At 62.6% G+C, this 13,778-nt stretch carries 13 protein-coding genes and 3 pseudogenes; 11 read left to right on the forward strand and 5 right to left on the reverse strand.

All coding sequences use genetic code 11. The features are described 5' to 3' along the window. Positions 1–289: 289 nt before the first annotated feature. The gene (locus tag NM2_RS02400) at positions 290–1,114 is read left to right on the forward strand and encodes an IS630 family transposase (protein ID WP_067663126.1); all 825 of its coding nucleotides are present in this window, start codon (positions 290–292) and stop codon (positions 1,112–1,114) included. Positions 1,115–1,169: 55 nt separating this feature from the next. Here the strand turns inward: NM2_RS02400 and NM2_RS02405 are convergent, their stop codons facing one another. Further along, on the reverse strand, positions 1,170–1,742 hold the full coding sequence (locus NM2_RS02405) for a group II intron maturase-specific domain-containing protein (RefSeq protein WP_067663129.1): 573 nt from the start codon (positions 1,740–1,742) through the stop codon (positions 1,170–1,172). An 83-nt stretch (positions 1,743–1,825) separates the two neighbouring features. On the opposite strand from NM2_RS02405, the pseudogene NM2_RS51310 reads away from it, so the two are divergent. Further along, positions 1,826–1,918, forward strand: a pseudogene (locus NM2_RS51310) (SDR family mycofactocin-dependent oxidoreductase); the annotation flags it as partial. A 24-nt stretch (positions 1,919–1,942) separates the two neighbouring features. On the opposite strand, the gene NM2_RS02410 reads toward NM2_RS51310, so the two are convergent. Next, positions 1,943–2,647 carry a TetR/AcrR family transcriptional regulator gene (locus NM2_RS02410; protein WP_067663132.1) on the reverse strand — a complete coding sequence of 235 codons (705 nt, stop codon included), beginning with the start codon at positions 2,645–2,647 and terminating at the stop codon, positions 1,943–1,945. A gap of 122 nt (positions 2,648–2,769) precedes the next feature. Here NM2_RS02410 and NM2_RS02415 point away from each other — a divergent pair, with 122 nt between their 5' ends. The 3 genes from NM2_RS02415 to NM2_RS53335 all read left to right on the forward strand — a co-directional run bounded on the left by NM2_RS02415 (position 2,770) and on the right by NM2_RS53335 (position 6,481). Next, positions 2,770–4,179, forward strand: coding sequence for an amidase (locus tag NM2_RS02415; RefSeq protein ID WP_067663135.1), 1,410 nt, complete (start codon positions 2,770–2,772; stop codon positions 4,177–4,179). A gap of 31 nt (positions 4,180–4,210) precedes the next feature. Then, positions 4,211–5,659, forward strand: coding sequence for an MFS transporter (locus tag NM2_RS02420; RefSeq protein WP_084530391.1), 1,449 nt, complete (start codon positions 4,211–4,213; stop codon positions 5,657–5,659). 120 nt (positions 5,660–5,779) lie between these two features. After that, positions 5,780–6,481: a DUF8020 domain-containing protein gene (locus NM2_RS53335; RefSeq protein ID WP_067663141.1), complete on the forward strand. Its 702-nt coding sequence runs from the start codon at positions 5,780–5,782 to the stop codon at positions 6,479–6,481. Positions 6,482–6,548: 67 nt separating this feature from the next. Here NM2_RS53335 and NM2_RS51320 read toward each other — a convergent pair. After that, a pseudogene (locus NM2_RS51320) lies at positions 6,549–6,785 on the reverse strand (thiolase C-terminal domain-containing protein); the annotation flags it as partial. A gap of 282 nt (positions 6,786–7,067) precedes the next feature. Here NM2_RS51320 and NM2_RS47125 point away from each other — a divergent pair. The 3 genes and pseudogenes from NM2_RS47125 to NM2_RS02435 all read left to right on the forward strand — a co-directional run. After that, positions 7,068–7,265, forward strand: a pseudogene (locus tag NM2_RS47125) (IS3 family transposase); the annotation flags it as partial. A 766-nt stretch (positions 7,266–8,031) separates the two neighbouring features. Then, positions 8,032–8,871 carry a hypothetical protein gene (locus NM2_RS02430; RefSeq protein WP_067663144.1) on the forward strand — a complete coding sequence of 280 codons (840 nt, stop codon included), beginning with the start codon at positions 8,032–8,034 and terminating at the stop codon, positions 8,869–8,871. A 351-nt stretch (positions 8,872–9,222) separates the two neighbouring features. Then, the gene (locus tag NM2_RS02435; RefSeq protein ID WP_067663147.1) at positions 9,223–10,026 is read left to right on the forward strand and encodes a crotonase/enoyl-CoA hydratase family protein; all 804 of its coding nucleotides are present in this window, start codon (positions 9,223–9,225) and stop codon (positions 10,024–10,026) included. A 57-nt stretch (positions 10,027–10,083) separates the two neighbouring features. Here the strand turns inward: NM2_RS02435 and NM2_RS53340 are convergent, their stop codons facing one another. Continuing rightward, positions 10,084–10,248, reverse strand: a complete 165-nt coding sequence (locus NM2_RS53340) for a hypothetical protein (protein WP_174575589.1) — start codon at positions 10,246–10,248, stop codon at positions 10,084–10,086. A gap of 374 nt (positions 10,249–10,622) precedes the next feature. Here NM2_RS53340 and NM2_RS02445 point away from each other — a divergent pair, with 374 nt between their 5' ends. Next, on the forward strand, positions 10,623–11,153 hold the full coding sequence (locus NM2_RS02445) for a TetR/AcrR family transcriptional regulator (protein WP_281033112.1): 531 nt from the start codon (positions 10,623–10,625) through the stop codon (positions 11,151–11,153). 139 nt (positions 11,154–11,292) lie between these two features. Here the strand turns inward: NM2_RS02445 and NM2_RS02450 are convergent, their stop codons facing one another. Beyond that, the gene (locus tag NM2_RS02450) at positions 11,293–11,922 is read right to left on the reverse strand and encodes a TetR/AcrR family transcriptional regulator (protein ID WP_067663153.1); all 630 of its coding nucleotides are present in this window, start codon (positions 11,920–11,922) and stop codon (positions 11,293–11,295) included. Between the two features lie 76 nt (positions 11,923–11,998). Here NM2_RS02450 and NM2_RS02455 point away from each other — a divergent pair, with 76 nt between their 5' ends. Next, positions 11,999–13,048 carry a TIGR03617 family F420-dependent LLM class oxidoreductase gene (locus NM2_RS02455; protein ID WP_067663156.1) on the forward strand — a complete coding sequence of 350 codons (1,050 nt, stop codon included), beginning with the start codon at positions 11,999–12,001 and terminating at the stop codon, positions 13,046–13,048. Positions 13,049–13,331: 283 nt separating this feature from the next. Beyond that, positions 13,332–13,778, forward strand: a 447-nt coding sequence (locus NM2_RS47130) for a DUF2000 domain-containing protein (RefSeq protein WP_218025830.1), incomplete at its 3' end; no start/stop codon positions are given.

Raw genomic sequence — 13,778 nt, forward strand, 5'->3', positions numbered from 1 at the left:
CACGCAGATGATGGTGAGGTGGGCGCAGCGCTTTCTCGTCTCACAGGTTGGGCGCAAGTTGTGGACCGGCCAAGCCCACGGGCTCGAGCGGCGGCCCGGTTCTGATGCCGAGCGTTGTAGACCTACAGCTCCAAAACGGCCATAGCCGCAATCAGCGGCCAGGCATCCATGGCGCGTGGATTGCTGGCCAGCCGTCCCTGGTTGTCATCTACTAAGGAGTTCGTAAGTAGGTCGAGACTCGCTGGGTGAATTCCCTGGATTCTCGCGGCATCCTGGGAGAATTCCACAGGTGCGCGACAACGACGGCCGGAAGCTGGATCACACGACCCTCGAAGTCCTGCGGATGCGGGCGATCGAGCAGGTCGCGGCGGGCGCGCACCCCGAAGAAGTTGCCGTGACCATGGGATTTCACAAGAACACCGTCTACGGGTGGCTGGCCAAGGCGCGTGAGGGCGGCAAGGACGCGTTGAAGCTCTCGCCGCAGCGGCCACTGCACCGCGCCTACCAGCAGGACCCCGACGCCGTGGCGCGGTGGAAGGCCGAGATGTTCCCCGCGATCCGCGCCGAAGCCAAAAAGGCCGGTGCGACAGTGTATTTCGCCGACGAGGCCGGGATCCGTTCGGACTACCACGCGGGCACCACCTGGTCGCCGGCCGGGCAGACGCCGGTCGTTGCGAACACCGGGGCCCGATACTCGATCAACATGCTCTCGGCGGTCTCGGCACAAGGCGCGCTGCGGTTCATGCTCCACGACGGCACCGTCAACGCGAGCGTGTTCATCGAATTCTGTAAACGCCTGCTCGAGGACGCTCCCGGCCCGGTGTTCCTGATCGTCGACGGCCACCCCAGCCACCGCGCCAACCTCACCAAACAGTTCATCGCCGGCACCGAGGGCCGGCTACGGCTGTTCTTCCTGCCCGGCTACTCACCCGAACTCAACCCCGACGAATGGGTATGGAAGAACGTCAAAGCAGACCGGATCGGCAAAATCGGTGTCACCAGCAAAGACGACCTCAAAACCAAAGCCACCGGCGCCCTGCGCCGACTGCAGAAACTACCCGCCCTCGTCCGCGGATTCTTCCGCGATCCACACCTGGCCTACATCACCGCCTGACACGACCTACTTCCGAACTCCTTAGTAACACTCTCGCGTTACACGGCTCCCGCTGTTAACCGGTTGGCAATGCGCCGTGCTTCCAGTGGGCGAACATGCCCGGATAAGCCGAGGCGATCTCGACGAGTTGCCTCCGGGCCTTCCTGGTCGCGCGGCGGAACCGTTTGTATTTCCTGACTGCCCATTTCACTAGGAACGGGTTGATCTGTCGCTTCGAGAATCCGACTAACTCGGACTTGTAGAAGCGCCCGTAGTAGTTGATCCAGCCCGCCACGACGGGGTTGATCATCGCGGCGACCTCGGTGAAGCTCAGCGCGGTCCAACGACCCAACTGCCAGTTCCGGATGGTCGCGGCCATCTTCTTCTTCGCCTGCTTGCTCACCGAGGGTAGGAAACCAGATTTCAGCCTCCCATCCCGCAAGCGAGCCGCCCGGCGCCGGAACGTGAACCCGAGGAAGGTGAACTCCGTGAGCGGGAAATCAAGGTCACGACTCTCCTGTTTGCAGTACACGATCCGGGTCTTGTCCGGGTGCAGAGCCAGTCCGAACCGACCCAACCTGCGCCCGATCGCTTTCCTCCTGTCACCTTCAGGACACACCAACGCGTTGATGGAGATCTTCTTCTCCACCCTCAAAACCGAGCTGGTCTACCGGCGAACCTGGCCATCGCACAGATTCAGAACGCGCCGCCGATCGCGATCCTGCAGCCCAGCTCTCCGACGCCGTCGCGTTCCTCGTCTCGGATCAGGCGAAGCGGATCACCGGGGTCTCCCTCCCTGTGGACGCGGGATTCTCCATCGGCTGAGCCAGCGTCGTCGCACGGCGGCGATTACCGGCCGCCGTCCATCTGGACCGGCGGTCCCGCGGCAGCCCCCATCGGTAGGCCACCCTGGGAGGTGATCGTGAAGGCCAACTCGGCAAGTTGCTCGGTCGCAGCACGATACAGCGCATCAAGGTCATCTTTGCCGCCTCTTCGCACCCAGTATTCGACAACGGCCGAGTTGGCCGCGGCCAGCGCGGCCGCCATCGTCTGCGGGCGGATATCGAACGCGGGCGACGCACCGAACGACCTGTCGATGATGCCTGCGAGTGCTTGTTCCAACATCCTGCGCCGTTCGCCGCTTGCCCGGTCCATCACCTCCGGCGCGGTCGCTACAGCTTGCTGCCACAGGAGATATTCAGGCCAGGAAGCCCGGCGCTGACGGGCAAGGGCGGTCCACGCGGACCAGATCGCGGCGACCGGGTCTCGAGCGGGAGCGATCGCGGTGAACGCGTCGAGCATAATCCGGTTCTTCTGGCGCTCATAGTCCAGCAGCAGATCCTCCTTGGCCGGAAAGTGCCTGCTGACGGTCCGCAGGGAACACCCGGCCGCCGCGGCGACGTCCTGCACCGTCACCTGGGGGTACCCGCGCTCGGCGAATAACTTCAAGGCAGCCTGCTGGATGGTGTAAGCCACCCGCAGGCGCCGTTCCCGCCAGCCTGGGCTCAACGCCGCAGAGGTATCGATCCGATCCACCGCGTCGGCTTCGATCATCCGTCCATTTTCTTTGTTCGCACCCGCCACCACTTGACAAGTATGACCGACCAAGTCAAAGTTTGAATACTTTGACCGAGTAGGTCAATCTATCGCATCGTCGAAAGGTGCAGGACAGTCGTATGAGTGAAGAACTGACCTGGTTATCCGCAGGGGAACTCCGCGCGCTCATCGGGCGCGGTGACGTCTCGTCGGTGGAGGTGGTCGACCACTTCCTGAACCGTATCGAGAAGCTGAATCCGCAGTTGCGGGCGTTCGCACACCTGGATCCGGACACCGTCCGTCGCCAGGCCGAGGTCGCCGACGCAGCTCGCCAGCGCGGCGAGGCATTGGGTCCGCTCCACGGGGTTCCGGTTTCGGTGAAGGAAAATCTGGCGGTGGCCGGCCTTCCCTACAGCTTTCCGAGGAAGGGCGAATCCGGTATTTCGCAGTATGACGCCATCGCCGTGGAACGCCTTCGTGCCGCGGGCGCGATCGTCGTCGGTACCAACACTATGCAAGGCACCGGAGGTGCGGCCACGGCGCAGACCAACCCCGAGGCCGCGCTGATGTCCAGTTACAACTGGGATCGCGAGGCACGTAACCCGTGGGATACCGGCCGCGTTCCCGGCTGGTCCAGTTCCGGCGGCGCCGCCGCCGTCGCAGCGGGGCTTCTCCCGGTCGCAATCGGCAGCGACGGTGGCGGGTCGACGCGGCTGCCCGCCGCATACAGTGGGATCTTCGGCGTCCACCCCACTCGTGGGCTGATTCCGCACGTGAACTACGCCCGGCCCTCGTTGCGGTTCAGCGCGACCAACGGCCCGCTGACGCGATCCGCGCGGGACGCCGCGCTGGTGACCCAGGTTCTCGCCGGCCCGGACGGTCGTGACTATATCTGCATCACCGATGAGCCCGGCGACTATCTTGCGGCCCTCACCGACGGGATTGCGGGAATGCGGCTGGCATGGACTGACGACTTCGGGTATGCCTCGCGGGAAGCCTCGGCGGAAAGCGCGAGGGTGATCGAATTAGTTCGGCAGAGCGCTTTTCGATTGCGCGACCTCGGCGCGACCGTGGCATCGACCGATCAGACGTGGGAACCTGCGAATCGCGGTGGCGGCCCGGCCCCGGGAGAACCGGAGGTGTACTCGATCGACGTCGGATCGGGCAAGGCGCCTGCGATCCCCGTCGACCCGGCCGAATACAAGCACGCCGCCGAATGGCGCGCCCGGAACCTGGACGGGTTCCGGACCTTGTTCCGCGAATACGACCTGCTCCTATCAGTGACGAGTCAACATATCGCGCCGACGGTCAGTACGTGGGATGAGAACTGGACCGCCCGGCCAGCCGAGTACGCCGTCACCTACACGAGTCATACCGTGTTGTGCAACCTTCTGGGTCTTCCGGCGGTCTCCGTGCCCTGTGGCTTCATCGACGACATGCCGGTTGGACTGCAGATCATCGGCCCACCCCGCGCAGAAGCCCAGATCTTTCGTCTGGCGTCCGCCTTCCAGCAGGCGTTTCCACGTCGCGAGCACCCTCCCATGAGCTGAACCTGCTAAACCCGTACGAGATTGAGCAGCAATGACAACAGCTACCCCATCGACGGCCGTGCGGAGCACCTTCTGGCCCGCGCTCACGAGTCTGTTATTCATCCAATTGTTCAGCGGCATCGTCCAGATGTACTTCATCCCGCTGTACCCGAGCCTGGCCCACAGGTATCACCTCCAGGTCGGCACGCTGTCCTTGGCGTTGATCATGTTCACGGTCTCCGGCGCATCCTCCACGCTGCTGTTCGCCAGGCTCGGCGATCTCTACGGTCATCGGCGGATCCTGCGTCTCGTCGTCGGCCTGGTCGCTCTGGGATCGGTGCTGATCGCGGTTGCCCCCACGTTCCCGGTCCTCCTGGTGGGCCGGGTTCTACAGGGCACGTACCCGGCGCTCCTGCCCTTGACGTTCGGCGTCGTGCAGACACGGTTCGCCGACGCGGACGTTCGCCGACGCGGATACGCCTACGTCAACGCGGTCCTGAGCTTCGGGGCCTCGGTCGGCCTGCTCGCCACCGGAATGCTGGCGCGGCCCGGGCATGGGCCGTCCTGGGCACTGTGGTTTCCCGCGGTGGGCACCGTCGTCGGGTTCGGACTGCTGTGGAGCGGCCGGCGAGCAGAGCCCACCCCCGTGCACGCCGGCCGAGTTGACTGGCCGGGAGCCGTTCTGTTCGGAATCGGGCTGGCCAGCCTGCTGCTCGGGGTGAACCAGGGCGGCACCTGGGGCTGGCAGTCGGCCGCCACCATCGGCGCGATCACTGGGGGCGTGACGGTCATCGCCGGATGGATCGTGGCCGAACTGCGCATGCGCGAACCGCTGGTCGACCTGCGAGTACTGTTCCGCCCCCAGCTGCTGCCGCCCTACGCGATCGGCGTCGGCTTCTACTTCGGCGGCATCGGGGGCCAAGTCGCGCTCTCCACCTATCTGTCGTTGTCGCCCCACAAGGTCGGCTACGGGCTCGGACTGAACGCGTCGATCGCCGGCCTCGTCATCGGCGGGGGCATCCTGGGCACGACCATACTCGCCGCCTGCACCGCACGGTTCGGGAGGATCGTCGGGTTTCGGTGGATGATGGCGTGCGGCGCGCTGATGGTCACCGCCGGCTATACCGGGATGATCGTGGTCCACCGCGATGCCGCCGCGTTCATCGCCTGCCATGTCCTCAGTTCCGCCGGCGCCGGCTTGATCATCGCCTCCACCAGGACCGTGGTCGCCGAACTCGCGACCCCCAGCGAAGCCGGCGTCGCGCAGGGCATGTACGAGTTGGCCTCCGTGGTCGGCGGCGCCGTCGGCAGTGCGGCGATCTCGGCCCTCCTCACCTCCGCACGATCGGCAGGGGTCGTCAGCGAGAGGGGCTACGAGATGACCTGGTCGGTCTCCGCGGCCGTCGGACTGGCGATCACGATCATCGCGATTCTCCACGCTCTGCGACACAAGCGAAATGCTCTGGCGACCCCGACTCGGCTTGTCACCGGCCACCCCTGAGTAGCTGAGTCTCGGCCCGCTGTGCCGGACCGATTCATCAACGTCGCTCGTCCCGCGCGCCGGGATCTTAATCGACTCTCGACCATCAGAGTTCGAGGGCACCTCGAGAAGGAAAACACGATGAGGAAATTTGTTGTATCCGCATTGGTGGTGAGTGCCATCGGCACCCCCGCCGCCACCGCCGGCGCCAGTCCGAACGCTGTGGACGCGCCGGTGTATTACACAGCGAAGCCGTCCAACGGTTCTATGGTCATCCGGACCGACGGAGGCTCGCTGGCCATAGAGGACGGCGCATTCAAGATAAAATCTACCAGCGGCAAGGTGCTCGCCGGTACCGATTTGTCCTTCCGAGTGGACGATTTCGTATTTCCGATCGCCGCGGCCATTAAAGATCACACCGCCACCCTGACCCCGGAATTCGATCTCGCACATGCCACCTATCGACCCGTGGCGCTGCCCTACGAAGATCAGGCGCCCTGGAAGAACCAGTATGACCGGGAGCAGTCCGCCTGGTCCCGATTGGCGAGCACCATCACCACCGGTGCGGTGATCGGTGGCGCGGTCGGCACCGTCGGCGGCGCGGCCATAGGCTGCCTGCTCGGCGGTATCGCGGGTGCGACGGTGGCCACGGCCGCGATCATCGGGCTGTTCGGCGCGTTCATTCCGGCCGCTGCCGTCGGGTGCATCGGCGGCATGATCGCCGCTGCTGCTCTCGGGACTGTCGCGGGCCAGTTGTTTGTGACAGCGCCGATCGCCATCGCGGCCGCGATTCAGTATCTCACCACGATCAATTCGCCGATGCCTGCCCGTCCTGCCCAATAAATAGAGACACGTCCGTTTCCTGGCACCGGTCGCGACACCTGCGATCGGCGCCAGTAGTATTCCCGTGACTGTTGGCAACCACCGCTGCCGACATGCAACGCGGGCCGTACAGATGCATATGCCGGCACGCGAGAACCGATATGAGATGCTCGGCCCCGGCAGCCCAGACGGCTGCAGGAAGGAGCTGAGCGGATCCGGAGCGCTGGCGGCGAACACCGAGCCCAGGCTCTGCTTCTGCTGCTGCAGAGTCATCGCCGTGACAACCGTGGTGGCGTCACCCGGCGACAATGGTCGCGCGGGCGACTAATTGGGAGCGGCTATCGAGCTGGATGCCCCGGGAAGAGACTTCAAGCCGGGTCCATGACGGGTCCATCATGAACGCGATTTATCGAATACTGATGAGCGGCGACGAGTTTGCTGTGATTATAAATCTCGATGTCAATGCCATCGTCGGATGGTAACCAGTTCCTTAGGGAAAACCGGCAGGTTTCTGGTTCGAATCGAGGCTGCTGGAGGATGACGCCCTCGCGGGTAGACTGCGACGGCTTCGTCTTCAGTAAGCTCGCCGCAACGAGCCTCACCGACCATGGAAAGCTTCTTCAGCCTGCTGCAACGCAATGTCCTCGACCGGCGGCGATGGGACACCCGCGAGCAGTTACGTATCGCAATCGTCACCTGGATCGAACGCACCTACCACCGCCGACGTCGACAAGCCCGCCTCGGCCGTTTGACCCCAGTCGAATTCGAAACCATCATGACCCCAGCAGCCCTACGAGCTGCTTAACCACTGACACCTCATCGTGCAGCAGCCCCTTCCGCTTTCACGGAGATCTGTTCGTTGCACCGGACCGGCCGGGCGGGTGTGCTTCATTCGGTTCGAAGCTGCCGTAGTGGTCCTGCGGCACGCTGGCCGGCACTTCTCCGATTTCGATCTATTCCCCTGAGACCGACACAGTCTCCCCGAGGGAGGATGCGTCTCATCCCGGGGATAGTCGTAGCGTCGATTCGCTTGTGAGATCGTGACGTATATGCCGACGACTCCATGATCATCCGCTGCTACCGGTAGGATATCCGCCTCCACCCGCCCTTGCTTCAAATAGATTGCCGCCCAGTCCAAGTCGTAGCCATATGTTCGTGATGCCCTCAGAAACTACAGGGTTCGCAACCGATAGTCGAAACAGCCTGGTTGCCACCGTCATCCGACACGAAACAAACCCCGAGAGAAGAGCGGTGATGTCTGAGTACATCGTTGATCAGGGCGGTGTATATCCGCCGATGATAGATTCGGCCGCCGCAGCCAATGCCGATGCGTCCCTGAAGACCGGGCAGCCGAGGACCGGGACGTATTCTGGGCCGAAATTGGTGCCGCCGACATCAACTGGATCACCGGCCACGGCGACATCGCCTATCGCACCCTGCCCCCAAACTGGCGCGGACCTTCGTCAAATGCGAATGAACACCTATGACGCCGAATTCGGCGCTCACACTCCCAGCTAGACCATTATGTCGAACCTATCAGGACATACGCACTCAAGAGCCAAGGAGGCACCGTGGGACGCACCCCTCCCGATGTCATGCGACATGAACTCGACCTGCTGTGGCAGAACATCTTTACATGGACAAGCTGGGCCATCGTCGCCGTAATGCTTATCATAGCTCTGCGTATGTGTCTCCGCCAGCGCACCCCATTCTATATTTTGGCATGCCTAGCAGCGGGCGTCGCCGCCTTCGCGGAGCCGCTGTACGACGTCGCGTTCGACCTCTGGTTCTACGATGTGCATAATGGCAAACCAGGAGCTATGTATTCACATTTCACGGCATTCGGAGTAGTCCAGCCGAATTGGACCCACAGTGGATATATAATCCTGTATTCCAGCGCATGCATATATGTCGGTCGACGCATATATGCCGGGCGGCTGAACCGCATCGGACTGCTTGCAGTCTGGGTCGCCGAGATCATCACATCATGCATTTTCGAGATCGTCGGCACAGGAACCAACGTATACACCTACTACGGACCGTACGAACTTCGAATCTGGAACTATCCGCTGGCGATCGGCGTCCTCGAAGGGACTCAGGTTATATTTTTCACCGTACTTGCAGTCCATATCTGGCGACACGTTTCCACGCGATGGGGCCTGCTAAGCCTGTTCCCAGCCTTCCCGATCACAATGTTCGGTGCGAATTTCGGCATAGGCTCGCCTCTCATCATCGCACTCCATCTCAGCGCACCCACATTTTCCAGCGGCATTGTTTGGGCTGCCACAGCCCTTACCTTGGCACTGTGTTCCATCGCTGTCATCTGGGCTGGCAAATTCCTACCCAAGCCTCCGTCCAAGGCCGATCCGGATGGCGAGCCAACTCCGCATACGTTGGCTGCAGCAATATAATGCCCACAACGGGACAGTACCTGAACCGAGGATTTCAAGGTCGTAATCGGCCGGTGCCGATCACGGGTCCGCCGCTGGTGCGCCAGGAATGTACTCACTTCTACCCGATTCCTCTTCAAGGGGTTCGGCCGCTGCCACGGCCATCGTGCGAGCCATTTTTTCTCGGAGCACAGCGGCGACGAACGGGACGCCCGCTGCAGATTAAGGAACCGTTCCCGGGAAATTCACTATCAGGGCATCGATTCCGGCACTTCGGGGAGAATGTGGCGATGCGGAGAAAAATAGACTGTACCCATGAGAGTAAGCCACCTCTAGCGCGGACCGCATCATCAGCAAAGTATAGTGAGTAGCATGAGCGAAGAAAGCGTTCGTATTCGAGTAAGCGAAAGCGGTGTCGCGATTGTCGCGATGGCGCGCGCCGACAGGCACAACGCGTTGGACTTCGCAATGTTCGAAGGCTTGATCCACGCGGCCAACCGGTTGACCCATGACAGACGAGTCCGGGCAGTGGTACTTCATGGAAAAGGTGTGAGTTTTTGCTCAGGTATAGACATTGAAAGTTTCCTAACTAGTTCTTCTGGAATCGACACACTACTCGTTCGCGAACAGGGATGTTTAGCAAATTTTGCCCAACGTGCCGCCTACGACTGGTCGAGGGTTCCGGTACCGGTGATCGCCTCCATCAGCGGCAACTGTTTCGGGGGCGGCATGCAGATCGCATTGGGCGCCGATATCCGTATCGCTGCACCTGATGCGCGACTGTCCATCATGGAGGTCAAATGGGGGCTCGTGCCGGATATGGCTATCACACAATCGTTGCCGCGCCTCATGGCCATCGATGTTGCAAAAGAACTGACATTCAGCGGTCGGATCGTCTCGGGAAGGGACGGCGAAACACTCGGTCTGGTGACTCGGACAACAGAAGACCCCCTCGCATCTGCACTGGCTCTGGCGGAGGAGATCGCCCAGAAGTCTCCGGATGCGGTTCGAGCAGCCAAGCGTCTCTACAACAAAACCTGGACCGGGGCGGACACTGCTGCTGCCCTGGCGCTCGAGACCGATCTGCAAAGACAACTCTTCGGAAAACCGAACCAGGTGGCCGCGGTCACAGCCGCCGTCTCGAAGAAGCTCCCGACATTCGTCGACCCCGATTAGCCACCAAGAGGGAGATATTGTCAAGTCTGTGGATCGGCAAGTTTCAGGCGACCTCCGTTACATGGTGTCGGCCGGGCAGGTTGACGATCCCGGCCTGGTGTCGAGGGGGCGTTTGAGCAGTTCGCCCTTGTGGAACAGCACTCCGGTGCGGACGAGCGCGACGAGTTCGCCGGGGGCGACCTTGTGCCGCGTGCTTGTGCGCCCTCCTCGATCAATTTTCACGCCATGGCGATTCCGGCCGCACGGCAGCGCAGCCCCCTTGGTGATCTTGGTCGGGAGTCGGACGGAAGCGAAAGTTGATTCGATCGGATTTGTGATGCGCCGACCTATCCGGCGGTCGCAGTTCGCTATCATTTGTTACTGGCAGTTCACTAAACTCAAGCATACGGTTTGCCACGACCTGCCGAACAGCGATTGCAGGGCCAAACTCCCCGCCGCTAGGCGGCAGGTCGACCAGATTACCCATTCGTAGTCAATTGCCGCTAACATTGCTGGGACCGTCGTCGCCGCAGACCCGGAGGTGAGCCATCAGCGAGCAGACAGCCCGCGACGTCGAGCCACCGGCTCGGATCCGCGACCCCGCACGCAAAGACCGCATCCTCGTTGCCGCAGCAGACCTGGTAGCTCGCAGGGGTTTTCATGCTGTATCCATGTCCGATATCGGCCATGCGGCAGGAATCACAGGCTCGGGAATCTACCGCCACTTCGACAGCAAGTCGGCCGTGCTCGTAGCACTGTTCGAGCAGGCGATCGATAACCTGCTTCTCGATGAACACAGCATCGTGGAATCGGTCACGGATCTGCGACTGGCGCTCAACCGCCTGATCGAAGGCCAGGTCGAGTTCGTCGTGGCCGATCGCGAACTGGCGCAGGTCTACCACAACGAGATCAACAATCTCCCAGAAGAGGACAGCCGCAGGCTACGACGCAAGCAGCGGATGTACATCGAGGAGTGGGTACACCTGCTCGACGAACTACGCGACGACCTTTCCGACGCCGATGCGCGAGCAGTCGTTCACGCTGCCATCGGTGCGATTCAGTCGACCTTGTTCCACAACACGGGCCTGTCGGAGGATCGTCTGCGTCGGCTTCTCGCCGATGCCGGAAGGACCGTGCTCGGGCTGTGAGTCCGCCCCACGGCGGGTCGGAGCGACACCGGCCCTAGGTTGCACAGCGGCCTTCTCCTGCTCGCCGAACCGGGCTCGGAACTCCAACCACTATGGTGTCGAAAACCATGCGATGCCCTTCGGCGATGGATATAGGCGTCTACTCGGCGAGCAGAACTCGCGCAGTATCCCGCCATTGCGCAAGGTGCGGATCTCGTACCGGAGTGCGCGGGTCGAATCCGTATGCCATCGAGATTCCCCGCATGCTGGACAAAAGTATGTCGATCGTCTGCTGATAGCGCGGTCGGGCGGACCAGACCGGCCCGAACATCACCGCGAGAGTTTCGTGAATCGCCTTCTGCAACTGCCGCTCCGCCGGTCGCAACGCATCCCGGAGCGAGTCATTGTGTCGAGCCGCCAACCAGAGCTCGATGGACGCCCAGAAGAAGGGCTGATGGAAATTCGTCCACATCTGGTCGATCGCTTCGTCGATGCGGGCGGGATCCTCGACCGGTGCGGTGATCATCGCCCCGACCTCCACTCGGAGCTCCGCTACCCGCCCGGAGGCAAGGTGCTGGACGGCCCCGACCAGGAGCTCGTCCCGCGAAGAGAAGTGATGCAGAAGACGCCCCCGGGAGATACCTGCCAACTGCTGGATCCGGAGGGTCGACGCTCCGGCGTATCCGTATTCGACCAGGCATTTCACGGCCGCATCGAGGATCTGCTGACGACTGGCTCGGCTGCGATTCTCTTGCTGTTGCAGATAGCTCTCGGCTCGCGTGGCGGTCATGACCTCGATCCTACGACGCTCGGACAATGTACAGTCAGTGCTGACTGTAATGTTCGATCGCGGAAGGACAGCAGCTGTGCTGGTAGACGGGAATATCGGGGGGTCTATCGACGGAACCGGGGGCGGCGATCTGACCGTTATCGACAGCCAGGTCGACTTCGCCGACCGGCTGGGTTACGACGGTGTCTGGTCGACAGAAGTCGCTCGAGACCCGTTTCTCCCCTTGCTGGCCGCCGCACGGCGCTCATCGCGATTGCAGCTGGGAACAGCAGTCGCGGTGGCCTTCGCCCGGAATCCGATGACGACAGCGATGGTGGCCAACGATCTGCACGCGTTCAGTTCCGGGCGGTTCATCCTCGGCCTCGGATCGCAGATCCAAGCTCATATCGTACGGCGGTTCAGCATGCCCTGGTCGGCGCCGGCCGAGCGGATGCGGGAATTCATCACGGCAGTGCGCGCGATCTGGCACAGCTGGCAGTCCGACGAGCGGCTCGACTTCCGTGGCGACTTCTACCAGCACACACTGATGACCCCGATGTTCCGCCCAGAGAGAAATCCCTGGGGGACACCTTCAATTCTGCTCGCCGCGGTCGGGCCGAAGATGACCCGAGTTGCCGCAGAAGTTGCCGATGGCGTTGTGCTACATGGCTTTACCACCGAGCGATATCTGCGCGAGGTGACAGTTCCACTGCTCGATTCGGGACTGCGGACCTCCGGACGCGAACGCATACAATTCACGACGAGCTATCCGGGACTGATCGCGACCGGCGCGGATGAACGCGCCTTCGATCAGGCGCTCGAAGCTGTACGCGGGCAGATCGCCTTCTATGGCGCCACCCCCGCCTATCGTCCAGTGCTGGAACTTCATGGCTGGGGCGAGTTGAGCACAGAACTACATCGCCTGTCCAAGTCCGGAGATTGGCAAGCGATGACCGATCTGGTGGATGACACGATCCTCAACACTTTCGCGGTTGTCGGCGACCCCGGCGTGATCGGCGCGGAGGTCAAGCGCCGGTTCGCAGGGATGATCGACAGATTCACGCTCTACGCGCCGTACCCGATGGAAGAGTACGTTCGCCGCACCATCATCGACGACTTGCACTCACCGGCCACAGTGACGCCCTGACCGGCCGGCTCTCCAGGTCCGGCCCCGAAGCGAGGTCGAGCCCTTCGGACAGTCAGCTCGCGACCGCGCGCACCGCTCGGGTCATGACCGTGCAGCCCGCCGACTCATGACCGTGCACCCCGCCGACCACGCGACCCGGGGGCAGGTAGAACCCTCCTCGTGCCTGTCTCATGGGGGATCAGCCGGCTACGGATGCTGGCGGCGGGAGCCAGGTTCGGATGCCGGTTTTGCACCCGAGGAGATCAGGATCGATGAGCCGACCCGCGCGGCCCGCCTGAAATGGGTGGTGATCGTCGACGCGGACCTGCCGCCGGGGCGGGCGATCAACGCGGCAGTGTGTGTCGCGGCGGCGATCGGCGCGGCGGTTCCCGGTTTGCTCGGCCCTGACGGGAAAGATGCCTCAGGCGAGGTCCACCCTGGTCTGCCATGGGCGGGGCGCACCATCTTGGCCGCCGAAAGCACCGAACTGCGCGCTCTGCGCGACCGAGCGGCTGCCGGTGAAGGCGCGCTCGTCGTTGACATGCCCAGCCAGGTGCAGCACACACGCGTTTATGGCGAATACCTGGACACGCTCGCCCGCGCCGGACACCACCACATGTCGTATTACGCGGTCGGGAGCGTCGGCCCACGTAACCGAGTGGACAAGCTCGTCAAGAGTTTTCCTTTGGCCTGTTGGCCGCCTCGGCCGCCAACAACACCTGGCGCCGCCATCTATACCCGGGCATCGCAA

Origin of the sequence: Nocardia miyunensis NBRC 108239 (assembly GCF_001613065.1) — a bacterium.
In the GTDB taxonomy this organism is placed as follows: Bacteria; Actinomycetota; Actinomycetes; order Mycobacteriales; family Mycobacteriaceae; genus Nocardia; species Nocardia miyunensis.

Excerpts from the sequence above, each read along its gene's own strand:
- NM2_RS02410 (WP_067663132.1), bottom strand. The coding sequence starts at position 2,647 with ATGATCGAAGCCGACGCGGTGGATCGGATCGATACCTCTGCGGCGTTG.
- NM2_RS02415 (WP_067663135.1), top strand. The coding sequence starts at position 2,770 with ATGAGTGAAGAACTGACCTGGTTATCCGCAGGGGAACTCCGCGCGCTC.
- NM2_RS02420 (WP_084530391.1), top strand. The coding sequence starts at position 4,211 with ATGACAACAGCTACCCCATCGACGGCCGTGCGGAGCACCTTCTGGCCC.
- NM2_RS53335 (WP_067663141.1), top strand. The coding sequence starts at position 5,780 with ATGAGGAAATTTGTTGTATCCGCATTGGTGGTGAGTGCCATCGGCACC.
- NM2_RS02435 (WP_067663147.1), top strand. The coding sequence starts at position 9,223 with ATGAGCGAAGAAAGCGTTCGTATTCGAGTAAGCGAAAGCGGTGTCGCG.
- NM2_RS02450 (WP_067663153.1), bottom strand. The coding sequence starts at position 11,922 with ATGACCGCCACGCGAGCCGAGAGCTATCTGCAACAGCAAGAGAATCGC.